The 21,639-nt window shown below is 51.1% G+C and carries 19 protein-coding genes and 1 tRNA gene; 16 read left to right on the top strand and 4 right to left on the bottom strand.

The features are described 5' to 3' along the window. The first annotated feature begins 15 nt into the window (after positions 1–15). The 6 genes from xseA to HK25_RS06010 all read left to right on the top strand — a co-directional run bounded on the left by xseA (position 16) and on the right by HK25_RS06010 (position 5,778). Positions 16–1,476 carry an exodeoxyribonuclease VII large subunit gene (xseA, locus tag HK25_RS06035; protein WP_086635623.1) on the top strand — a complete coding sequence of 487 codons (1,461 nt, stop codon included), beginning with the start codon at positions 16–18 and terminating at the stop codon, positions 1,474–1,476. A gap of 117 nt (positions 1,477–1,593) precedes the next feature. Further along, positions 1,594–1,935: a BA14K family protein gene (locus tag HK25_RS06030; protein WP_086635622.1), complete on the top strand. Its 342-nt coding sequence runs from the start codon at positions 1,594–1,596 to the stop codon at positions 1,933–1,935. 83 nt (positions 1,936–2,018) lie between these two features. Next, positions 2,019–2,105: transfer RNA gene (locus tag HK25_RS06025), tRNA-Leu, on the top strand. Positions 2,106–2,139: 34 nt separating this feature from the next. Then, positions 2,140–3,318, top strand: coding sequence for a phosphoserine transaminase (locus HK25_RS06020; RefSeq protein ID WP_086635621.1), 1,179 nt, complete (start codon positions 2,140–2,142; stop codon positions 3,316–3,318). Positions 3,319–3,350: 32 nt separating this feature from the next. Continuing rightward, the gene (locus tag HK25_RS06015; RefSeq protein WP_233127718.1) at positions 3,351–4,160 is read left to right on the top strand and encodes a creatininase family protein; all 810 of its coding nucleotides are present in this window, start codon (positions 3,351–3,353) and stop codon (positions 4,158–4,160) included. Positions 4,161–4,305: 145 nt separating this feature from the next. Continuing rightward, the gene (locus HK25_RS06010; protein WP_086635620.1) at positions 4,306–5,778 is read left to right on the top strand and encodes a mannitol dehydrogenase family protein; all 1,473 of its coding nucleotides are present in this window, start codon (positions 4,306–4,308) and stop codon (positions 5,776–5,778) included. 51 nt (positions 5,779–5,829) lie between these two features. Here the strand turns inward: HK25_RS06010 and zwf are convergent, their stop codons facing one another. After that, positions 5,830–7,380 carry a glucose-6-phosphate dehydrogenase gene (zwf, locus tag HK25_RS06005; RefSeq protein WP_086635619.1) on the bottom strand — a complete coding sequence of 517 codons (1,551 nt, stop codon included), beginning with the start codon at positions 7,378–7,380 and terminating at the stop codon, positions 5,830–5,832. A gap of 169 nt (positions 7,381–7,549) precedes the next feature. On the opposite strand from zwf, the gene HK25_RS06000 reads away from it, so the two are divergent. The 8 genes from HK25_RS06000 to HK25_RS05965 all read left to right on the top strand — a co-directional run bounded on the left by HK25_RS06000 (position 7,550) and on the right by HK25_RS05965 (position 15,285). Continuing rightward, positions 7,550–8,569 carry an aspartate-semialdehyde dehydrogenase gene (locus tag HK25_RS06000; protein ID WP_086553564.1) on the top strand — a complete coding sequence of 340 codons (1,020 nt, stop codon included), beginning with the start codon at positions 7,550–7,552 and terminating at the stop codon, positions 8,567–8,569. 147 nt (positions 8,570–8,716) lie between these two features. Continuing rightward, positions 8,717–9,187, top strand: coding sequence for a succinate dehydrogenase, cytochrome b556 subunit (sdhC, locus tag HK25_RS05995; RefSeq protein WP_086553563.1), 471 nt, complete (start codon positions 8,717–8,719; stop codon positions 9,185–9,187). Between the two features lies 1 nt (position 9,188). Next, entirely contained in the window at positions 9,189–9,605 is a 417-nt protein-coding gene (gene sdhD, locus HK25_RS05990; protein WP_086553562.1) for a succinate dehydrogenase, hydrophobic membrane anchor protein, read from the top strand. A 92-nt stretch (positions 9,606–9,697) separates the two neighbouring features. Then, entirely contained in the window at positions 9,698–11,509 is a 1,812-nt protein-coding gene (gene sdhA / locus HK25_RS05985) for a succinate dehydrogenase flavoprotein subunit (protein ID WP_086553561.1), read from the top strand. A 36-nt stretch (positions 11,510–11,545) separates the two neighbouring features. Next, positions 11,546–12,328 carry a succinate dehydrogenase iron-sulfur subunit gene (locus tag HK25_RS05980; RefSeq protein ID WP_086553560.1) on the top strand — a complete coding sequence of 261 codons (783 nt, stop codon included), beginning with the start codon at positions 11,546–11,548 and terminating at the stop codon, positions 12,326–12,328. Between the two features lie 98 nt (positions 12,329–12,426). Continuing rightward, positions 12,427–13,968, top strand: coding sequence for a hypothetical protein (locus HK25_RS05975; protein WP_143295966.1), 1,542 nt, complete (start codon positions 12,427–12,429; stop codon positions 13,966–13,968). A gap of 48 nt (positions 13,969–14,016) precedes the next feature. Continuing rightward, complete coding sequence (locus HK25_RS05970; protein WP_322973222.1) at positions 14,017–14,550, top strand: GNAT family N-acetyltransferase; 534 nt, start codon at positions 14,017–14,019, stop codon at positions 14,548–14,550. Positions 14,551–14,622: 72 nt separating this feature from the next. Beyond that, complete coding sequence (locus HK25_RS05965) at positions 14,623–15,285, top strand: tyrosine-protein phosphatase (protein ID WP_086635617.1); 663 nt, start codon at positions 14,623–14,625, stop codon at positions 15,283–15,285. A 50-nt stretch (positions 15,286–15,335) separates the two neighbouring features. Here HK25_RS05965 and HK25_RS05960 read toward each other — a convergent pair whose 3' ends face one another. The 3 genes from HK25_RS05960 to HK25_RS05950 are packed head-to-tail and all read right to left on the bottom strand — an operon-like array spanning position 15,336 to position 19,557. Beyond that, entirely contained in the window at positions 15,336–16,559 is a 1,224-nt protein-coding gene (locus HK25_RS05960) for a phosphoglycerate kinase (protein WP_086553557.1), read from the bottom strand. After that, entirely contained in the window at positions 16,559–17,581 is a 1,023-nt protein-coding gene (gene gap, locus HK25_RS05955) for a type I glyceraldehyde-3-phosphate dehydrogenase (RefSeq protein WP_086635616.1), read from the bottom strand. Before gap ends, HK25_RS05960 begins: the two co-directional genes overlap by 1 nt. Further along, positions 17,566–19,557, bottom strand: coding sequence for a transketolase-like TK C-terminal-containing protein (locus HK25_RS05950; RefSeq protein WP_086635615.1), 1,992 nt, complete (start codon positions 19,555–19,557; stop codon positions 17,566–17,568). Before HK25_RS05950 ends, gap begins: the two co-directional genes overlap by 16 nt. A gap of 245 nt (positions 19,558–19,802) precedes the next feature. On the opposite strand from HK25_RS05950, the gene HK25_RS05945 reads away from it, so the two are divergent. Further along, complete coding sequence (locus tag HK25_RS05945) at positions 19,803–20,279, top strand: hypothetical protein (protein ID WP_086553554.1); 477 nt, start codon at positions 19,803–19,805, stop codon at positions 20,277–20,279. A gap of 89 nt (positions 20,280–20,368) precedes the next feature. Further along, entirely contained in the window at positions 20,369–21,637 is a 1,269-nt protein-coding gene (gene hemA, locus HK25_RS05940; protein WP_086553553.1) for a 5-aminolevulinate synthase, read from the top strand. Positions 21,638–21,639 lie beyond the last annotated feature (2 nt).

The following is a 21,639-nucleotide window of genomic DNA, read 5'->3' as shown; positions in this document are numbered from 1 at the left end:
GCATAAGTTGGCGGAATGAACGAAGAGTTTGAAGCAGAGCGGCCATCCGCAGGGAATGTGCCCGAATATAGTGTTTCGGAAATTTCCGGAGCGATCAGGCGCACCCTTGAAGGCACGTTTGGTCGTGTGCGTGTGCGTGGCGAGATAACAGAGTTTAAGCGCTACCCCTCCGGGCACCTGTATTTCTCGCTTAAAGATGAACGCGGCAAGATTGCTGGTGTTGTCTGGCGAGGGTCAGTTTCGCGCCTGGGGCTGGTGCCTGAAAACGGGCTGGAGATTATTGCGACAGGCAAGGTCTCGGCCTATGGCGAGCGTTCAAATTATCAGCTTGTTGTCGAGCGGATGGAGTATGCCGGTGAGGGGGCTCTGCTGGCCCGTATTGAGCGGTTGCGTCTGAAGCTGGCTGAAGAGGGGTTGTTTGATGGTGAGCGCAAACGATCGCTTCCGGTTCTGCCTGATGTGATCGGAGTTGTGACCTCGCTCCAGGGTGCCGTGCTGCATGATATCTGCACCACGCTGGCCCGGCGGTTTCCGCGTCATGTGGTGGTCTGGCCTGTTGCCGTGCAGGGTGAGGGTGCTGCCAGCCAGGTGAGAGCCGCGATTGAGGGGTTTTCCCGCCTTGATGGTACGGGTGCAGTGCCACGCCCTGATGTGCTGATTGTTGCACGTGGTGGCGGCTCGCTGGAAGACCTGATGGCTTTTAATGATGAGCAGGTTGTCAGGGCCGCTGCGGCCTGTTCTGTTCCGCTGGTATCAGCGGTCGGGCATGAGACGGATACGACACTGATTGATTTTGCCTCTGACCGCAGGGCACCAACTCCAACTGCTGCGGCAGAAATGGTTGTGCCGGTCAGAAGTGAGGTTATGGCCGACCTTGAACATCGTGGTGCGCGCGCACTGAGTGCGTTGTCACACCGCCTGCAAACAGCGCGTTTGCGCCTGCTGCGTGCTGGCAGCGCTTTGCCTGATCTGCCCGGGCTGTTGCAAACAGCGAGTATGCAGCTTGATACACGCTGGCGCCGGCTTGAAGTGGCTCTTCCTGGTTTTGTGCGCCATAAGCGCGCGGCTCTGGTGGCGGCTGAGCGTTCTGTGCCGTCAGCTTCGGCCCTGCTGGCTGGTCAGCGTGCCCGCGTTGCCTATCTTGAGAAAGCACTACAAAGCGGCACAGCCCGCACGATGCAGAAATGGCATATACGTTTTGAGCGTCAGCGTCTTACACCTGCACCGCTTCAGGCCTGCCTGCGCGAGCGTAAAACTGCCCTGGCTGGTATATGCGGGCAGCTTGATGCTGTTTCCCCTCAGGCTATTCTGGCCAGGGGATATGTGCTCGTTACCGCGCAGGGGCAGCCTGTGACGTCATCAGGTGCACTGAAAGCCGGGCAGGCTGTTGAGCTGACCTTTGGTGATGGTGCGCGAGAGGCTGTTATCAGTCGTAAAAAAGCACAAAAGCAGGAGCAGGGATTACTTGATCTCTGAACAGGAAGCATATTGAGCTGCTGAGCATATGTGGCGTATCATAGCGGCACAGGCGCGTATTTAATTCTGGTGTGGTTATCGTCCTGACCAGGGCGTTCTGATCAAGGGAGGGCAGGAATGTCTGAGGGTTTTTTATTTCGTGGTGCGGTGACATATGCAGTCATTACGTTTCTTGCCGGATGTTCTGCACAGCCTGCCCGTAAGCCACCCCAGACATTTGCGCCCGGCCTCGTGTCACAGCCCTCCGAAACATATAGTGAATCAATGGTGGTGAACGACCCTTCAGCATCGCCCGATACACCTTTATGTGGCACCGCTGCCCGTGAAGCTCAGGCAATGGCAGCACAAAATTATCCTCAGCCCTATTCTGCAGGCAGCAGCTGCACTCAGAATGCCTGCTTTAACCCACAGACCGGCACCTACATTGCCTCTGATGGTACGCAGCGGGTTTGCCGCTGACAAAATATTAGCTTAAGCCCTGCTTATTTTCAGGCCTGCACTTTTCTGTAAAGCGTTTTGCTGATACGAGAGGGTTCAGAGCTGCGAGAGTGACGGAATCGGTAGACGTAGTCGGCTCAAAATCGACCGCCTTTACGGGCATAGGGGTTCGAGTCCCCTCTCTCGCACCAGGGTTTGTCCCATTTCCTTATCCGGACAACAAACATGATAATCTCCCAGCATAATGTTTCCTCACGTCCGGCCATCCGTCCGGCCAATCCGTGTTTTTCCTCTGGTCCCTGTGCAAAGCGTCCGGGCTGGAGTGTTGAGGCTTTGAGTGGTGCACTCACAGGCCGCTCACATCGCTCAGCTGAAGGCCGCGCCCGCCTGAATGACGTGATTGAGCGTTCTGCCGCATTGCTGGGTGTGCCAGAGGGCTGGCGTGTTGGTATTGTACCGGCGTCAGACACCGGTGCGATGGAGATGGTGCTCTGGTCTGTGCTGGGTGCCCGTCCGGTTGACGTCCTGGCATTTGAGAGCTTTTCAGCTCTGTGGGCTCAGGACATTGTTTCTCAGCTGAAGCTTGATGATGTACGTGTGCTCAGTGCTGATTATGGTGCCTTACCTGACCTTAAAGAGGTAAACTGGGACCACGACGTTGTTCTGGCCTGGAATGGCACAACCTCCGGTGTGTGTGTGCCTTCACCAGATGCTGTGCCTGCGCAGCATGAGGGGCTGGTGATCTGCGATGCAACATCAGCTGCATTTGCCATGGATCTGCCATGGGACCGCCTGGATGTCGTAACATGGTCCTGGCAGAAAGCTCTGGGTGGTGAGGCTGCTCATGGTATGCTGGCTCTTTCACCCCGTGCTGTGGCGCGTCTGGAGCAGTTTAAAACAGATCGTCCGTTGCCAAAAATTTTTCGTCTGACAAAAAAAGGTGAGTTGATCGAGCCGATTTTTAAGGGAGATACGATCAACACACCTTCTATGTTGTGTGTTGAAGATGCACTCGACAGCCTGAAATGGGCTGAGTCAGTCGGAGGTTTGCCTGCTCTTAAAGCGCGTAGCCAGGCAAACCTGGCGGAAGTAGCGGCCTGGACAGAGAAAACAGACTGGGTTGAGTTCCTTGCGCAGAACCCGGCTCAGCGTTCATCAACATCCATTTGCCTGCGTATTATCGCACCGTGGTTCCTTGCGCTTGAACGTACAGAACAGGTGAAGACAGTTAAGCAGCTGACGGCTTTGCTTGAAAAAGAGGGTGTGGCGTTTGATATTGCGAGCTATCGCGATGCACCTGCCGGCCTGCGTATATGGGGTGGTGCGACCGTAGAGAGTGCCGATGTAAGAGCTCTTTTACCATGGCTTGACTGGGCGTTTCACCAGCTTACACCACGCGCATAATAACTCTCAGATCAGCAGAGAAAGGCCCTCCTGTGACACAGAATAAAACCGTGCATATGGCGTGCCTGACAGCTGCTGACATGCGTGAAATTGCCGCCAGAGACCCTGTTCTTCTCCTGCCTCTGGGTAGCTTTGAAGATCAGGGGCCATGCACGCCAATGGGCGATTATCTGCTGGCAGATAAGGTGGCCGAACGCATTGCCCTTAAGGCAACCGGGCAGGGATATGAGACGTATGTCGCTCCTGTTCTGCCTTTTGGTGGTGCTGATTATTTTGGGTATATGCCCGGAGGGATAGCGCTTTCCCAAACAACATTACGGGCTGTGCTGACAGATATTTTTGAGTGTCTGTTAACCCGGGGCTTTAAAAAAATCATTGTTCTGAATGGTCATGGCGGCAACAGCGCGATGATTCATGATGTCACACGACAGATTATGACGCAGACAGAAGTGGTTATTCCTAACCTGTATCTGTGGCGTGCAGCATCAGAGCTCCTGCCTCAGTTGCTGGGTGCTCAAAAAGCACAGCTGTCAGCCGGGCATGGGGCAAATCCGTTGTTTAGTATTGCGATGCATCTGTGTCCTGACCTGGTGAAACCAGAGGCGCTTGTCAGGCCTGAGCCAGATAAAGAAGCCTGGGGTCTTAAAGTCGCTGATTTTGGCCAGGTAAGCCTTAATGGTGTTTCTGTTTCTCTGCCTTTTGAAGGCGATGTCACCGCGACGCAGGGTATTGGCCGCGGTGACCCGGCTTTGTGTGATGCGGAGACCGGGCTGAAGCTGACAGACAGGCTTGTCGAGACGGGTGTCCTGCTTGTCAGGCATATGACTGAAAAGAATTCATAATAATAAATACGGTTTACAGCCTGGTTATTATTGTTTCTTATGCACGGATTGAGATGTTTTTCTAAGTTAAAACATCCATTTCGCTGTTACCTGGGGTGTTTTACAAAAATTTATTCCTCAGGATGCGGCCATAAGGGATATTTTTATGAAGTTAACAGCAGAAACTCTGTCTGACCTGCCGTCTGGCATCGTGACCGAAATTTACGACCGTACAGTAGTCAGGCCGGGTATTGCACATCTGAGTGTCGGAAACTTCCACAGAGCTCATCAGGCAGTTTATACGGACCGTGTTCTGGCCCTTCCTGGTCAGGAAGGATGGGGAATTCTGGGTATAGGGCTGGTTGAGTCTGCATCTGAGAAAGAGAAGGCGCGCGCTCTGCAGGCTCAGTCGGGGCTATATACGCTCACAGAGTGCCCTGCACATAGTTCTGATACGATCAGAGTCGTGCAGTCAATCGTTGAGTATTGCTATGCTCCTGATGATCGCAGAGGGGCTATACAGCGTCTGGCTGACCCGCACATTCGCCTGGTCACCATGACTATTACTGAAGGCGGATATTATATGGATGAGACAGGAGGTTTTCTGTCTGATCATCCAGATATTGTGCAGGATGTTGCGCGTGATGTGCCGCATACTGCTTTTGGTTTACTTGTTGAGGCGCTTAACGTCAGACGTAAAGCTGGTATCGCGCCTTTTACCATATTGTCGTGCGATAATGTCCCGCATAATGGTCAGGTAACGCGCAACGCGGTGCTGGGCTGGGCACATCGGCGTAACACAGAGCTGGCCGGGTGGATTAGTGAACATGTCGCTTTCCCTTCCTGCATGGTTGACCGCATTACCCCTGCTGTCAGAGCTGATGATGTAACACGTCTGAATGCGGCCAGTGGTATTGATGATCGTGCACCAGTCTATTCGGAAGACTTTATTCAGTGGGTTGTGGAAGATAAATTTCCGCAGGGACGGCCTGCATGGGAGATGGTTGGTGTGCTCTTCACTCAGGACGTCGCCCCCTATGAGCAGGTGAAGCTGCGTATGCTGAATGCCTCACACTCTATGCTTGCTTTGCCTGCTGTGCAGATGGGGTATCGTGTGGTGAATAAGGCGATGAAAGATCCTCATCTTACGGCTTTGCTTGAGAAGTTTTTACATCTTGATGTCATCCCGCTGATTGAGGCCCCTCCGGGTATTACGTTGTCTGCTTATGCACAGCAGCTACTGTCGCGCTTTAGCAATAAAGCTGTGAGCGATCAGCTTGTACGTATTGCATCTGACAGCGCATCAAAACTTCCTGTTTTTGTCAGACTTACAGCAATGGATGTTGTAAAAAAAGGTGAAGATATAAGAAGAATTTCATTTCTTCTGGCGTGTTTCTGTTCTTATATTTCAGGGCTGGATGATGAGGGGCAAAGTTACTCTGTGCAGGAGCCACGTCTGAGTAATGAAGATAAGGATCTTATTTTTGATAATGATTATGAAAAATCATTACAAATAAATAGTTTTTCAGGATGGGATCTGGATAAAAGTAATAATTTTATAAAAGAATTTGTGCAGTTAAGGAAAGATATAAAAAGCAAAGGTGTTTCTAAAACGCTTGAGAAAATAATAAGCAATTAAAAGTCATGATAAAAATGCCTTCCTGAAAAAGAAGGCATTTTTAAAAACATATTATTTTTTAATATTATTTAGCGGACCCCATGAACGACCATCTCGTGCAAGAAGCTCGTCGGCGCCAGCCGGACCATTGCTTCCTGCTGTGTAAAATTCAGGAGGTTTCGTGTCTTTAGCCCATGCTTTCAGCACGGGATCAACAGCACGCCATGCCGCTTCGATATTATCAGCTCTCTGAAAAAGTGAAGCGCTACCCTGAAGGCAATCGTAAAGCAGTGTTTCATATCCAATATTTGGCAGGCTACCAAAAGATTTTTCATAACGAAACTGCGCCACAACTTCTGAAATGTTGGTTTCAGGACCAGGTTTTTTCGCATTAAAATGAAGGTCTGCACCTTTGTCCGGGCGGATGTTGTAAACAAAGCGGTTGGGGGGCTGTGGCTGTCCATCTTCTGTATGAAACAGTGACAGGGGTGTTTGCTTAAACTGCACAATAATTTGCGTCACGCTGTTGCTCAGCCCTTTCCCGGTGCGCAGATAAAAAGGCACACCCGCCCAGCGCCAGGTGTCCAGTTCAATTTTTAACGCAGTATAAGTTTCAGTTATACTATCCGGAGCGACACCCATACTCTCGCGATATGCCTGAATAATGCGGTCGCCGCTCCTGCCTTTTATGTACTGGCCACGCACGGCGTTCTCAGGAGTGATGGGGCGTATTGCATCAAAAACCTGCTGTTTGGCATTGCGAACAGGCTCAGCCTTGAGAGATGTTGGGGGCTCCATTGCGACAAGAGCAAGAATTTGAAAGAGGTGATTAGGCACCATATCGCGCAGAGCACCCGTCGCATCATAAAATGCACCTCTTCCTTCAACGGAGAGCGTTTCAGCTGCGGTTATCTGAATATGGTCGATATAGTCACGGTGCCAGAGGGGTTGAAACAGCAGGTTGCTAAAGCGCAGGGCCAGCAGGTTCTGCACAGTTTCTTTGCCCAGGAAATGGTCAACACGGTAAATCTGACTTTCCTTCATTACCGAGAGCAGGTGCGCATTGAGTTTTCCTGCTGTTTCCAGGTCAGTGCCAAAAGGTTTCTCAATGGCAAGCCGTCTGAATACTCCAGGTTTTTCGGTGAGCAGTCCGACTTTTGCCAGAGTGACAACTGACTCTTCAAAAAAACGGGGAGGTATGGCGAGGTAGAAAACAGCGTTACGTCCGGCGATATCTGCGGTGAGGGTCTGCATCTCCTCAGCAGAGACGAAACTCATGGAACGATAGGTCATGCGGCTTGCCAGCCATTGCCATGTCTCTTCGCTGATTTTGGTTGTGTAAAACTCGGCATGTTTATCGCGGGTAAAAGCATCCAGGCGTGCGCGCAGAGAAGCCACCCATTCTTCCGTAGTCTGCTTCTCAAGGCTGACTCCGACGACTTTAAAGTCGTCGGGTAAAAAGCCACTGCACGCCAGGTCATAAAGGGCTGGCACCAGAAGGCGATGCGTCAGGTCTCCGCCTGCTCCTAAAATGACAAGGGTACCGTCGGGTGCCGGGTGCCGTGCTGCCGGAGCAACAGAGGGCTGAGCAGGAGCGGATGCATTGTGGCGAGGAGAGGTCATAAGCCGGAGTTTCCTTGCTAAAGGATAGCGCAATACCCGTTCTGGCTGTTATGAAGAACAGAACTCTGAAGGGCTACCCTGAGGATGTTCATTCCATTTATATGGTCTTTGGTTTAGATTCTTCATCCTGTCAGGCGTTCTGGCAAGGATAAAACAGTTAGGTGAAGTGATGGGGTATCGGGTTGCTGTTGTTGGTGCCACGGGTGCAGTAGGGCGTGAGATTTTAAAAACACTGGAGGAACGCAAGTTTCCGGTTGATGAAATTGTAGCTCTGGCGTCTCCCCGCTCAGCAGGGCGTGAAGTGTCATTTGGCGATAAGGTGCTTAAGGTTCAGAACCTTGAGACATTTGACTTCACAGGGTGGGATGTTGGTTTGTTCTCTCCCGGAGGTTCTGTATCTGCAAAATATGCCCCGATTGCTGCTGCAGCAGGATGTGTCGTAATTGATAACACATCACATTTTCGTATGGAGCCCGGTGTACCGCTGGTCGTGCCAGAGGTGAATCCAAACGCGCTCAAGGGTATGAAACGCAATATTATTGCGAATCCAAACTGTTCAACTATTCAGATGGTTGTCGCTCTGAAACCACTGCACGATTTATTTACCCTTAAGCGGGTTGTGGTTGCGACATATCAGGCGGTGGCCGGTGCCGGTAAAGCCGGGATGGATGAGCTGTTTGCCCAGACCCGTGGTAGTTTCGTGAATGATCCGCCTGCTATTGAGCAGTTTCAGAAACAGATCGCGTTTAACTGCATTCCTCAGATTGATCGCTTCATGGATGATGGTGCGACCAAAGAAGAATGGAAAATGACTGTTGAGACAAGGAAAATCCTTGATCCGGATATCTCAGTGATTGCGACCTGTGTTCGTGTTCCGGTCTTTATCGGACATTCTGAAGCTGTTGTGGCAGAGTTTGAAGAGCCTGTTGATCTTGAGCGTGCCCGCGAGGCTCTGCGTGAAGCAGATGGCGTTATTCTGCGTGATGAGCGCGTAGATGGCGGTTACGTGACACCAACAGAGTGTGTCGGTGAGGACGCAACTTACGTTTCACGTCTGCGCCTTGACCCGACTGTGCCAAATGGCCTGGCATTCTGGTGTGTATCTGACAATCTGCGTAAAGGCGCAGCCCTTAATGCAGTACAGATTGCTGAAACCATGGTTGCTCTGGACCTTTTGCCTAAACACTAAAAGTAAAAAAAGAATGAAGGGCCTCTCGGTCTCGTGTAGCCATAGTGAATTGACCACTTTTGCCGGTGGGCGTAGACGAAAGTCTATGCAGAAACACCGGCGCCCCTGGCCGGTGTAGGGATTGATGGACGGGATACGAGGCTGACAATGCAGGATATCCGCAAGGCCCTCTTCGTGGGAAGCCGCAGTGACGGTAAGCTGATACAGCGACCAATGTCGCCACACCTTCAGGTGTACCGTTTTCGGCTTTCCATGTTTCTTTCTATTTTAAACCGTATTACCGGTGTGATCGCCACAGGCGGCGCAACGCTGGGCGTGTTATGGCTTTCAGCTGCAGCAAAAGGCCCAAAGTCTTTTGACACAGCGCGTAAAGTAACGGGTAACCCGCTTGGCAAGCTTGTTCTGGCCGGGTGGCTCACTTCAGTAGTGTATCATACGGTTGGTGGTATTCGCCATCTCATGTGGGATAGCGGCTATCGTTTCGAAAAAGAACAAATCAACAAGGATGGCCCGGTTGCTGTTGGTGTAAGTGCAGGTGTGAGTGTCCTTCTGGTCGCTGCACTGCTGATCACATGCGGACGTTCAGGCGGCCGTAGCAAAGTAGGGAAGGCTTCCTGATATGGACTCTTCTGTTTCTCACATTAAGGTAATGCGTTCACAGCTTGGGCGTGCACGCGGGCTGGGTGCTGGTGGTTCAGGCACTGAGCACTGGTGGGCTGAGCGTGTTTCAGCAGCAACTCTGCTGCCGTTGTCAGCCTGGTTTGTTATTCAGATCTTCCGCCTCAAAGGCGCATCACACGACACCGTTGTGAAGTGGGGTGGCAAGCCTGTAAACGCGACGATGCTGACAGCACTGATTATTACAACATTCCACCATGCCGGTGTCGGCCTTCAGGTGATTGTTGACGATTATGTGCATGGCAAGCTGCATAAACCAACACGTATTCTGGTCAAAGCTGCGACGGCGCTTATCGGCCTTCTGGGCGTGTTTTCCGTCATCAAGCTGGTGATTTCAGGCGTTAGCCGGAAATCCTGAGAGTTATTAACCTGGTGCCTGCGCCTGCATAGCAGGCCAGACATAAATCCTGAAGATATGACAGGCCGAACGCACATGGGAGCGCCGTCACGATGAATGCCAATACCTCTCCGTCCCGGGGAGCTTACCGAATTGTTGATCACGCATATGATGTTGTGGTTGTAGGTGCCGGGGGATCCGGCCTGCGTGCCACGCTGGGTATGGGAGCTGCTGGCCTTAAGACCGCCTGCGTGACAAAAGTTTTCCCGACACGAAGCCACACAGTTGCCGCTCAGGGCGGCATTGGTGCGTCTCTGGGCAACATGGCTGAAGATAACTGGCGGTGGCATATGTATGACACCGTTAAGGGGTCTGACTGGCTGGGTGATCAGGATGCCATTGAATATATGTGCCGCGAAGCTGTGCCGGCTGTTTATGAGCTCGAGCATTTTGGTGTGCCATTCTCCCGTACCGAAGACGGGAAGATTTACCAGCGCCCCTTCGGCGGTCATATGAGTGACTTTGGTAAAGCACCTGTGCCCCGCGCCTGTGCTGCTGCCGACCGTACCGGCCATGCTATTTTGCACACACTGTACCAGCAGTGTCTGAAACATAACGTTGAGTTTTTTGTCGAATATTTTGCCATCGACCTGATTATGGACGATGAGGGCAACTGTCGCGGTGTTACCGCATGGTGCCTTGATGATGGCACGATCCATCGCTTCAATGCGAAGATGGTGGTTCTGGCAACCGGTGGTTACGGCCGTGCCTATCAGTCCTGTACGTCTGCTCATACCTGCACTGGTGATGGCAATGCGATGGTGATGCGTGCGGGTCTGCCAACACAGGATATGGAGTTTGTTCAGTTCCATCCTACAGGTATCTATCCGGCAGGCTGTCTGCTGACTGAAGGGTGCCGTGGTGAAGGGGCTTACCTGACGAACTCTGAGGGCGAACGCTTTATGGAGCGTTATGCACCAACGGCTAAAGATCTTGCATCGCGTGACGTGGTTTCCCGCGCTATGACGATCGAGATTAAAGAGGGGCGTGGTGTTGGTCCGAAAAAAGACCATATCATGATGCATCTCGAGCACCTTGGTTCTGAGCTGCTGCATCAGCGTCTGCCTGGCATTATCGAGACATCACGCGTGTTTGCCGGTGTTGATGTTACGAAAGAGCCAGTGCCTGTTCTGCCAACAGTTCACTATAATATGGGCGGTATTCCGACTAATATTCATGGTGAGGTTGTTCGTCCGACAGCTGATAACCCGGATGCCGTCGTTCCTGGCCTCATGGCTGTGGGTGAGGCAGCCTGTGTCTCTGTGCACGGTGCGAACCGTCTTGGCACAAACTCTCTGCTCGATCTGATCGTGTTTGGTCGTGCTGCTGCGCGTCGTGCTGCAGAAGTTGTGAAACCAGCAGATTTTGTGAAGCCATTGCCTGCAAATGCCGGTGAGGCTGCGCTCGATCGTCTGGATCGTCTGCGTTATGCCAATGGCAAAACAAAAGTCTCTGAAATGCGTGAACGCCTGCAGCGTGACATGCAGTCTCATGCTGCTGTTTTCCGCACTGAAGAAAGCCTTCAGGATGGTGTTAACAAGGTTCGTGAGATCTGGAGTGGGCTGAAAGACATTTCAGTTTCTGACTCCTCTCTGATCTGGAACAGCGATCTGATGGAGGCTCTGGAGTTTGAAAACCTCCTGGCAAACGGCACGGTAACGCTTGAAAGCGGCCTGGCGCGTCATGAGAGCCGTGGCGCACATGCCCGTGATGATTATCCTGATCGTGATGATAAGGAATGGCTGAAGCACTCTGTCTCATGGCTTAATGACAAGGGTGAGGTAAAGCTGACCTACCGTCCGGTTCATATGAAGACTCTGACCGATGAAGTTGAAGTCTTCCCACCCAAAAAGCGCGTTTACTGATTCGGTTAAGCAATCAGGCGAGAAAGGGAGGAAATAATGGTCGAATTCAGTTTGCCGCGTAATAGTGTGGTCGGAAAAGGTAAAACCTATCCGGCTCCTGCCGGGGCTAAAAATGTTAAAACATTCAGGGTGTATCGCTGGTCACCTGATGATGACAGTAATCCGGTCGTCGATTCTTACGAGATCGATCTGGATCACATCGGGCCGATGGTGCTTGATGCAATCATCCATATTAAAAATGACGTTGACCCGACGCTGACTTTCCGGCGCTCATGCCGTGAAGGGATTTGCGGGTCATGCGCTATGAATATTGATGGCGAGAATACACTGGCCTGTCTGAAACCTATTAAAGACGTTAAGGGCGATGTGCGTATCAATCCGCTGCCACATATGCCGATCGTCAAGGATCTGGTTTCAAACCTTGATGCAGCTTATGCTCAGCTGCGTTCAATTGAGCCATGGATGAAGTCTGACAGTGCTCCGCCGCCTGATTCAGAGCGTCGTCAGAGTATTGAAGAACGTGCTAAGCTTGATGGTATGTGGGAGTGTATTTTGTGCTTCTGCTGCACGACATCCTGCCCGTCTTACTGGTGGAATGGCGATCGTTATCTTGGCCCGTCAGTGCTTCTGGCTGCTTATCGCTGGATTATCGACAGTCGTGATGAACATACAGGCGACCGTCTGGATGAGCTGGAAGATACCTTTAAGCTTTATGCCTGCCGTACGATTATGAATTGTACTCAGGCCTGTCCGAAAGGGCTTAACCCGGCAAAAGCTATTGGTCAGATTAAGGAACTGCAGCTGGAACGTAAGGGCTGATCTCTTCTTATCTGTTAGTTAAGTAAAACCCCGTATTTTGTTTGAAAGCAAAGTACGGGGTTTTTTTTACACAAAAAAAAGGTTAACAAACGGAAAGGTTGGGGGCAGGTTTTGGATACATTCCTGTAATCTCATTATTAAGAGTAATATTGTGCAGGCCTGCTGTGAAACAAAATATAGATTTTTTAATAAAAACACTAAATAATTTAGAGTCTCTGCCAATTTTTTGTGGAAAAAAATGGCTGTTCTGGCTGGGATCGTTTTTAACAGTTCTTGCTATATTGTCTTTTTTATATCTTCCATATGGTAATGGTGATACTGTTTACTATACTATGGTAGGGCGCGGTATTTTTCGCGACCATATGTTGCCTTATAGTTATGCATTTGATCATAAACCGTGGGGTGTTTATTTATTTTATGGTGCGTGGGATAAAATATGTCCTTTTTTCCATGGCGATTTCTTTTTCTTATCTTTGGTTCTTGGTGCTGTTACGCTTTATTTTTGTCGGTTTTTTGGCGCTTTTAATATTATTACAGCATCGTTTATTTATGTTTTTTTCGGGAATATATTTGGAATTCTCGATGGGAATACAGAAAATGTTTTAACAGCCGGTTCTGCTGTTGTTCTTGCTGTTTTATATAATGGGTTATCAAATAAAAGATTTGTTAATTATTTTATTCCCGGGTTTATGATCCCTCTTTTAATTAATATTAATTATCTGGTTGCAGTTTCGCTTTTCTTACCTGTTTTGTTTCTTTTGTTTTCTCCTCGTTTTTTTAAATTACAGTATATTTTTATATTTTCGATCGGATGCATAGTTGGGCTGCTGACGTCTTTCTCTCCCTACCTTATAGAAGGGAATAATGCGCTACAGAGTTATTTCCGTATGCAGCATGATTTCCTGCAAAATTATGGTGGCAATACTGTTAGCAGAATTTCCAGTGTATTATGCACTATAGCATATACAGCTATGTTTCTTCCTGTCTTACTACTCTGGTATCGCAAATACCGTGAAGAGATGAGGGCAGGAGAACCATCTTCGCTTCTATTGCCATTGTGGTTTATTTCGTCATTACCCGCGACTGTTCTTTCAGGCCATCCGTTTAACCATTATTATATTTTATGTTTTGTGCCTCTTGTTATTATGACATCTGTATTATTTTATCAGAATGTTAAATTCCCACGGTATAGCTTTTTATTTTTATGTATTGTTTCTATTATTTCTCAGGGTTTTTGTACCGGTCGTAATATACGCTGGCTGTGGGATATGTCCTTTATTGATTATGCTTTGATAACCCGTGAGGCCGCTCATCAGCGTGTATTAAATATTCGTGCTGATCAGGCTTTTTTTTACATGGGCGATTTCAGAACATTTGACCGCTACGCGTTTACAGATCACGTTGATATTATGTTTGGGGCCGGGGCAGAGAAGCGTTATCTGAATGACCTTGCGCAGCACCCGCCTTTGGTGATGACCCCATTTAATGCCTGTATGACAGGTAACGCTGAACGCTCAGTCTGTGATGTACTGAAGAAGAATTATACTCTTATTTATTCAGTCAACGCTCTGACGCAGCGTAAAGGAAAGCTTCCTTATTTCTCGCTCGACCTTTATCGTCTGGCAAAAGAGAGCAAATAAATATTGTTGCTCATACCGTGTCAGAGAGATCAGGAGCAGAGCTGAGTTGTGATACAGATACGAGATGCAGATTATGCTGATGTGCCTGAGATAACCTGCATCTATAACGATGCTGTGCAGAACACGACGGCGATCTGGAATGATACATATGTCGAGAGCGCTGAGCGTGCTGCATGGCTGCGTCAGCGTAAAGAGGCAGGGTTTCCTGTTTTTGTCGCGTTTTGCTCTGAAACGGGAGATATCACAGGTTATGCCAGCTATGGCCCATGGCGTGCCTTTGACGGGTATCGTTATACGGTTGAAAATTCAGTTTATGTCCACCCGTTGTGGCAGCGACGGGGTGTCGGTCGTTTGCTTATGCAGGCACTGATAAAACGTGCCCGTGAGACAGCTGTGCATGTCATGGTTGCAGGTATAGAGGCCGAAAATACTGCTTCGATAGCATTACATAAAGAATTTGGATTCGAGGACGCCGGGCTTGTGAAAGAGGCCGGTGTAAAGTTCGGGCGCTGGCTTGACCTGGCTTTACTGGCTTTGAGGCTTAATGAGTGGCCTGAGCCACCCTGTGGCAGCACACGCTAAAAGATTGACGTTTTCTTCCTGTTAAGGGAAGAGAGGAGCCCGAACTCCGACAGATGTGGAGCTGTATACGCTGTGTTTGATGGTCAGATAACCTCCCCGGCAAGACGTATTAAAGCCTGGGTCGACAGTCTTTTTGTCGATCATGCTATTTTCAGGCTGGTCTGGACAAATTTTCAGGAGGTGGTTCCTGGCAAGGTATACCGGTGTAATCACCCCACGCCCGCCCGCTTAAAACGGGCGATGAATCGCTACCGGTTACGCACACTTGTTAATTTGCGCGGGCACCGCAAATGTGGTTCTGATGCCCTGTCGCGTCAGGCTGCCCAAAAGCTGGGTCTTGCCCATGTGGATATGGCTTTTGAAAGTCGTGGTGCACCACATCGTGACCGTATTCTGCGTTTTGCAGAATTGTATAAGACTATTGCTTTCCCGATGCTGATGCACTGCAAATCAGGGGCCGACAGAGCGGGGCTGGCTTCAGCCCTGGTTATTGTGTTCGAAGGGGGAAGTGCCGCACGCGCTATGAAAGAGCTGTCGTGGCGTTACGGACATTTTAAGCAGTCCCGCACTGGTATTCTCGACGCTTTTTTTCTGCGTTACCAGGCTGAAGCCGAGGGGCGTCTGCCTTTCCTTGACTGGGTGCGTGATGAATATGATGAAGTGGCCCTGAAGCGTGATTTTGTGGCGGGTAAGCTGGCCTCTTTCATGACGGACCAGGTGCTCAGGCGCGAATAAACAGGTAAAGGTCTGGCAGGGTTAGCTGCCAGACCTTTGGTATTGTTCGGTCAAATCGGAATAGTGCGCTCAAGCGTTCTGCTCAGAGCAGTCAGGCCAGGCAGAATTTTGCCTTCCATCCATTCCAGAAACGCGCCGCCTGCTGTTGAGACATAGGTCATGTCATGCAGCACACCGGCGTGACGCAGGGCAGAGACTGTGTCCCCACCACCGGCAATCGTTTTCAGCGTGCCGGCTTTTGTCAGGCGTGCGGCTTCGAGAGCAATCGTCGTGGTGCCAATATCAAACGGAGGGAGCTCAAAAACACCCAGTGGCCCGTTCCAGACCAGTGTTTTCAGAGTGCTCAGTTTTTCTTTCAGCAGCGTGACTGTTTCAGGGCCAACATCAAGAGCCATCCAGCCATCAGGAATGTCAGCCACACCAGCGACAGTTGTTGGTGCACCTGCAATAAAATCCTGTGTCAGCACGACGTCGACGGGCAGAACCAGCTCGCAGTTTCTGGCTTTAGCCTTTTCCATAATCTGGCGGGCTGTATCCAGCATGTCTTCTTCTTTGAGAGACTTGCCGACATTATAGCCTTTTGCCGCAAGGAAGGTGTTTGCCATTGCGCCACCAACGATCAGAACATCAACTTTTTCGAGAAGATTTTCCAGCAAAGTCAGTTTTGTTGAGATCTTGGCTCCGCCAATAATGGCTCCGACCGGATGGTCAGGATTTTCAAGAGCTGTGTCGAGAGCCGTCAGTTCAGCCTGCATCAGACGTCCTGCAAAAGCAGGAAGATGGTCTGCTACGCCTGTGGTTGAGGCGTGGGCACGGTGTGCTGCTGAGAACGCATCATTGACGTACACATCGCCCAGTTTTGCGAGCGCTGTGGCCAGGTCAGGGGCATTGGCCTCTTCACCAGGGTAGAAGCGTGTATTTTCAAGTACCAGCACTTCGCCGTCTTTGAGAGACATGGCCGCAGCCTCAGCATCCGGGCCAATGCAGTCATGCGCAAAGCTGACAGGTTTGCCAAGTTTTGTGGCCAGTGCTTCAGCTATAGGCTGAAGTGACATCGCAGGCACAACCTTGCCTTTGGGGCGGTCAAAATGACTGATGATAATAACCCGCCCCCCTTTGTCAGAGAGCTCGCGGATTGTGGGTACAATCCGCTCAATACGGTTAAAGTCGGTAATCTTACCATCTTTAACCGGTACATTCAGATCCGCCCTCAGCAGAATACGCTTACCTGCCGGGTTGAGATTATCGAGTGTGTTGAAGGAGAGTTCTGCCATTACAGAGATCCCAGCAGAGCAGCCGTGTCAGCCATACGGTTAGAGAAGCCCCATTCGTTATCATACCATGAGCAGATACGAACCATTTTGCCGCCATCAACCAGAGTGGTCTGAGTCGCATCGAAAGAGGACGAGGCAATAGCATGGTTAAAGTCAGAGCTTACCAGCGGGGCATCTGAATAGGCCAGAACACCAGCCAGCGGACCGGATTCAGAGGCTTTTTTGAAGAGATCATTGATTTCTTCAACCGATCCAGGGATTTTTTTAGGCACAATATCAAGTGATACCAGAGAGACGTTAGCCGTTGGTACACGAATGGCTGTGCCGTCGAGTTTGCCTTTGAGGTGCGGCAGAACAAGACCTACAGCACGGGCAGCACCGGTTGAGGTCGGGATCATGTTCAGCCCGGATGCACGAGCGCGGCGGAGGTCTTTGTGCAGGGTATCAACTGTGCGCTGGTCACCTGTGTAGGAGTGGATGGTGACCATATAGCCGCGTTCAATGCCGTAATGATCTTCAAGTATTTTTGCTACTGGTGCCAGGCAGTTGGTTGTGCATGAAGCGTTAGAGACGACGGTCATATCCGGTGTCAGAATATCGTGGTTCACACCGTAAACAATTGTTGCATCTACATCAGTACCAGGTGCTGAGATCAGTACCTTACGTGCGCCGGCCTGGAGCAGAGGGCTTGCTTTTTCTTTTGATGTAAACAGGCCTGTACATTCCATCGCCACATCAATACCTTTGAAAGGTACTTTTGACGGGTCACGTTCGGCAGAGACAGTAATCGGATCCCATGTGCGGCCATTGGCAGAAATAATCAGCTTATTGCCGTCAACCTTTACATCAGCAGGGAAACGCCCGTGCACACTGTCATATGAGAGCAGATGCGCGTTTGCTTCAACGCTGCCCAGGTCATTAATAGCTACAGGCACAACGTCTGTCCGCCCGCTTTCAATCAGTCCACGCAGGACAAGACGCCCGATCCGTCCGAAGCCGTTAATTGCTATTTTGACTGCCATTGTTGAGTTTTCCATTCTTGTTTTATGACTTTGCCAGAGTGGCTTTCCGCGTTTTTGTCCACGGAGGGGAGGCCTGCCTGCGGGAGAGAGTCCCGCATCATGCCTGATGCGAAAAGGTGATGTTTCACCACTTCGCAGACCGCTTCGGCAATGCTGCCGGAACGATCATATGAGGTGCCGGTCTGAGCAGAAATGTTCAGAGCGTTCATATCTACAAAAACTCCACCGGGACTGAGCCACTGTTCCCATCCAAAACCCGAGGCGGCTTCGATACCGACTCGTATGCCAGATCCGCCCAGAACCTTCTGGCGATAGGTTTCAGTCTGGTCTGCAAAAAGTTTCCAGCAGGGAAGTGACACGACCGCGGTACGAATCTCCTGCTTCGCCAGATGGTGCGATGCTTCGAGCGCGATGGCAACCTCTGAGCCTGAGGCGATAAGGGTGACCTGGGGGGCATGCTGATGCTGAAGCAGATATCCGCCGCGCGATGGGCTGCCAAAACAGCTTTTGGGAAAAGGGGTGTCAGGGTTTTCATCCGGGGTGAGGCTGAGCACGCACGGCCCGTCTTTCCAGCGAAGCGCTGCCTCCCAGCACTGAAATGTTTCGTGCACATTGGCAGGACGAAACACCGCAAGGTGAGGAATGGCCCGCAGTGCCGGCAGCTGCTCTGCTGAGAGCATACCACCGCTGAGACAGTCCTGATTGAGTTTGTTTTCAGTCAGCAAAAGCAGCACTTTTCTGCGCATAAAGGCGACCATACGCAGGGCTGTCATCATTCGGTCTGCCGCTATCAGGGGGGCCTGGCAACAGGCCAGTAACCCGCCATGCAGAGCGAGTCCGATCATAAGACCTGACATCCCTTCAGCTTTAGAGCCGCAGATGACGGTGCTATTTTCAGGGGGGGATAAAGTATGGTCCGTCAGGATGTCAGAAGGCAGAGGAAGAGCGGAGGACGAGAGGCACATAATTTCTGGCAGAAGACCTGCCAGAGTATGAAAGGCGACAAGGCTTGCGTTTTTTGTTGATCTGTCATGAGATCGGCGCATATGCCAGCGCCATGTGCGCAGCCAGTCTTCGGACAAAAGGGGAGGCAGCTGTTCCATCTGCTCGCGCTGAAAGGTACTGCGCTGCCGGTGCCTTACCAGGCGGCGTAGCCACGAACGGCGCGCAGATGCGCCCCGTCGTGCTGTAAGACTCCATGGCCCCGTGAGTTCTGCCGGAGGAAGGGAGTTTTGCTCATCTGAGCTTTTGCGGGCAGGTGAGGGGGAGCAGACGATTAGTGTCGGCTTTCTTGAGCGCAGAGCCGCGGCCAGAGCGGATGTAACGGATGACAGGTCGCCCGCTGTGATTTTACGGATATTCCACCCCGATGCCTGAAAAAGCGCGAGTGAGGTGATGAGTTCAGGAGAGGGACTCTCAGATAGTGATGCGACCAGAAGTGTCAGCCGGTCGAGGCCTGATTGTCCTGCGAGCTGAGCGACCTCTGTCGCGGCTCCTGACGCCAGGTCTCTATCCTGCACAACGGCCCATGTCCGGTGATTGATGAGAGAGCGGCCGAAGCGACTGGCGAGAGTCTGCTCGCCCAGTGCCATTCCGGCCGCGGCTGCAATACCATAGCTGGCAGGCCCGGGGGCAATTTCAGTGTGCGTGTTTTGGGGCGTTTTGTAGGGGCCTGAGCTGCCAGTCAGGCTGAGCATAATGTCGAGCAGTGGCAACATAGAGGCGGAAGGTACAAGAAAGCGGTCTCTGTCAGGCCATGTAGGGGCTTGCGGGTCAAAGCGCAGTACCCGACACCATAAAGCAGTAACCGGAAGACACATCAGTTCAACGAGAGCACGGCTTGCAGGCGGGATATGCCCGGCTTCAGACAAAAGTTGCCTGACCGTACCAGCCATACGTAAAACTGCCGTAGCCTGGGCAGAGCGCCGCTCATTTTTTTTCTGATGACCCTGACGTGTGGAGTCTGACGTCGCCATAATGCTTTCGTCTCAGAGGACAGTGCAGCAGCAGGTCAGATTGTCCCGCTGTAAGAATGGCGGTAGTATAAACCGCCTTAGCAGCGGGACAAGAGAAAACCTTATGCGCTGTGCTTTTATAATGAAATACTGTGTAAAAAGAGAGTAACAGGGGTATCTTATCCCCGGGAATGATTTTTTGAACTCTTGCGCCGGAGAAGAATGGGCGTAAGAAGCGATGCTACTGTTGTGGAGATGCGCCTGTTATGCCCTCTGTTATTTCTATTACTGCACAGCGCTCGGTTATGAGGGTGAGCGCACTGCTGGGGGCGGTTCTGTGCCTGAGCGGTTGTAAGCTGATCGACCAGAAAACATTTAACCCACAGGCGGGCAAACCTCCTGTACCTTATATTCCGCCACAGCCACCAGGTCCTCCTCCTGTGCCTCCGTTGCTTCAGGTTGTTGCCGGCACACCGTCAGAAGAATGGCGTGTCCCTGTAGAAACGATGGTAAAAAAGGCTTTGCAGAGCAAAGCAAACATTTTATTTACTGTGAAATGTCTGGTGCCTTCAAGCGGGCTGCCGGATCATGACAGATCTGCTTTGACAGATCTGGTGAAAACAGACGGTCAGGCTATGGTTGAGGCTCTGACAGAAGCGGGTGCTCCGCCCGGGCAGGTTGAGATAACAGCTATGCCTGATTCATCAGTGACGAAGCCTGTTGTCAGAGTATATGTGCGGTAAGTCGCAATTTTTTTTATGTGACGTAATGCCGAAAGAAAAGCCATAAACGCCGCGCCCAGGTTACTGTGGTGACGCAAGGAGAGAACAGCGTGAGAGTAACCAGAAACGCCAGACATCCGTTTTATGAACGGTGTCATGAGGTTCTTGACGAAATCAGGCAGCAGGGCCGTTATCGCACGTTTACGCCCCTGTCGCGGCTGACAGACCGTTTCCCTGTCTATGAAGAGGGAATGGCACCGCCACCTGAAGGGCGTGAAGTTGTTGTCTGGTCAACCAATGATTACCTCGGGATGGGAGTTGTGCCTGAGGTGATGGAAGCCGCCGTCGCTGCCGTGCGTGAGCATGGTGCCGGGGCAGGTGGCACACGTAATATTGCCGGCTCAAGCCCGCTTCATACTGAGCTTGAGGCCGAACTGGCCGCTTTGCACGGAAAAGAAGCCGGCCTGCTTTTTGTTTCTGGCTATGTATCTAACCAGGCAACATTACAGACAATTCTGACCTCCATGCCAGGCTGGATCTGTTTTTCGGATCAGATGAATCATGCATCAATGATTGCAGGCATCAAAGGGGCCAGAGGGTCACAGACTGTTATTTTTGAGCATAATAATCTGGCCGACCTTGAAGAGAAACTCGCGGCAGCGCCGGCTGATGCACCTAAGCTGATTGCATTTGAGAGTGTTTATTCAATGGATGGCGATATCTCTGATATTGCCGGTACATGTGCTCTGGCCCGCAAATATAATGCTCTGACTTATCTTGATGAAGTGCATGCTGTTGGTTTGTACGGCGAGGAAGGCGGCGGCGTGTCACAGCGTGATGCGGTTGCCGACCAGGTTGATATCATCGAGGGTACCCTGGCTAAAGGTTTTGGCGTGCATGGTGGTTATGTCACAGCATCAGCTGAGATTATTGACTTCCTGCGATCAACAGCATCCGGTTTTATCTTCACTACGGCTCTGCCTCCTTCTGTTGTTGGCGCTGCCCTGGTGAGTGTAAAAAAGGTAAGGGCAGAAAACTGGCGTCGTGATGCTATTTTTGAGCGGGTGCATGCTTTCAGGCAGCGTCTGCGTGCTGCGGGTATCCCTTTTACGATGACACCAAGTCATATCATACCTGTGCCTGTCGGTGATGCGGAGCGTTGCAAAAGGATCAGTGCGCGCCTGCTTCGGGAGTTCGGGCATTACGCAACGCCTGTTAATTACCCGACTGTACCTGTCGGAACAGAGCGCCTGCGCCTGACACCAGGTCCGTCACATACGGATGAAATGATGGATGATATGGTGCGCGCACTCTCTGTTTTGTTTCGTGAGGAAGGTATCGTGCACACCTGGCAACCGCAGCCAGAGGGCGTTGGCTGATT

The sequence above is a fragment of the Acetobacter sp. DsW_059 genome (assembly GCF_002153695.1).
GTDB classification, from domain to species: Bacteria; Pseudomonadota; Alphaproteobacteria; order Acetobacterales; family Acetobacteraceae; genus Acetobacter; species Acetobacter thailandicus.
Note: the sequence above shows the minus strand (reverse complement) of the source record. Positions and strands in the feature narration are given on the sequence as shown.

Coding starts and splice junctions, on each gene's coding strand:
- HK25_RS05945 (WP_086553554.1), top strand. CDS start 19,803: ATGCCCTCTGTTATTTCTATTACTGCACAGCGCTCGGTTATGAGGGTG.
- HK25_RS06020 (WP_086635621.1), top strand. CDS start 2,140: ATGATAATCTCCCAGCATAATGTTTCCTCACGTCCGGCCATCCGTCCG.
- HK25_RS06000 (WP_086553564.1), top strand. CDS start 7,550: ATGGGGTATCGGGTTGCTGTTGTTGGTGCCACGGGTGCAGTAGGGCGT.
- HK25_RS05950 (WP_086635615.1), bottom strand. CDS start 19,557: ATGGCGACGTCAGACTCCACACGTCAGGGTCATCAGAAAAAAAATGAG.
- HK25_RS06030 (WP_086635622.1), top strand. CDS start 1,594: ATGTCTGAGGGTTTTTTATTTCGTGGTGCGGTGACATATGCAGTCATT.
- gap (WP_086635616.1), bottom strand. CDS start 17,581: ATGGCAGTCAAAATAGCAATTAACGGCTTCGGACGGATCGGGCGTCTT.
- sdhD (WP_086553562.1), top strand. CDS start 9,189: ATGGACTCTTCTGTTTCTCACATTAAGGTAATGCGTTCACAGCTTGGG.
- sdhA (WP_086553561.1), top strand. CDS start 9,698: ATGAATGCCAATACCTCTCCGTCCCGGGGAGCTTACCGAATTGTTGAT.
- HK25_RS06010 (WP_086635620.1), top strand. CDS start 4,306: ATGAAGTTAACAGCAGAAACTCTGTCTGACCTGCCGTCTGGCATCGTG.
- sdhC (WP_086553563.1), top strand. CDS start 8,717: ATGCAGGATATCCGCAAGGCCCTCTTCGTGGGAAGCCGCAGTGACGGT.
- HK25_RS05980 (WP_086553560.1), top strand. CDS start 11,546: ATGGTCGAATTCAGTTTGCCGCGTAATAGTGTGGTCGGAAAAGGTAAA.
- zwf (WP_086635619.1), bottom strand. CDS start 7,380: ATGACCTCTCCTCGCCACAATGCATCCGCTCCTGCTCAGCCCTCTGTT.
- xseA (WP_086635623.1), top strand. CDS start 16: ATGAACGAAGAGTTTGAAGCAGAGCGGCCATCCGCAGGGAATGTGCCC.
- HK25_RS05960 (WP_086553557.1), bottom strand. CDS start 16,559: ATGGCAGAACTCTCCTTCAACACACTCGATAATCTCAACCCGGCAGGT.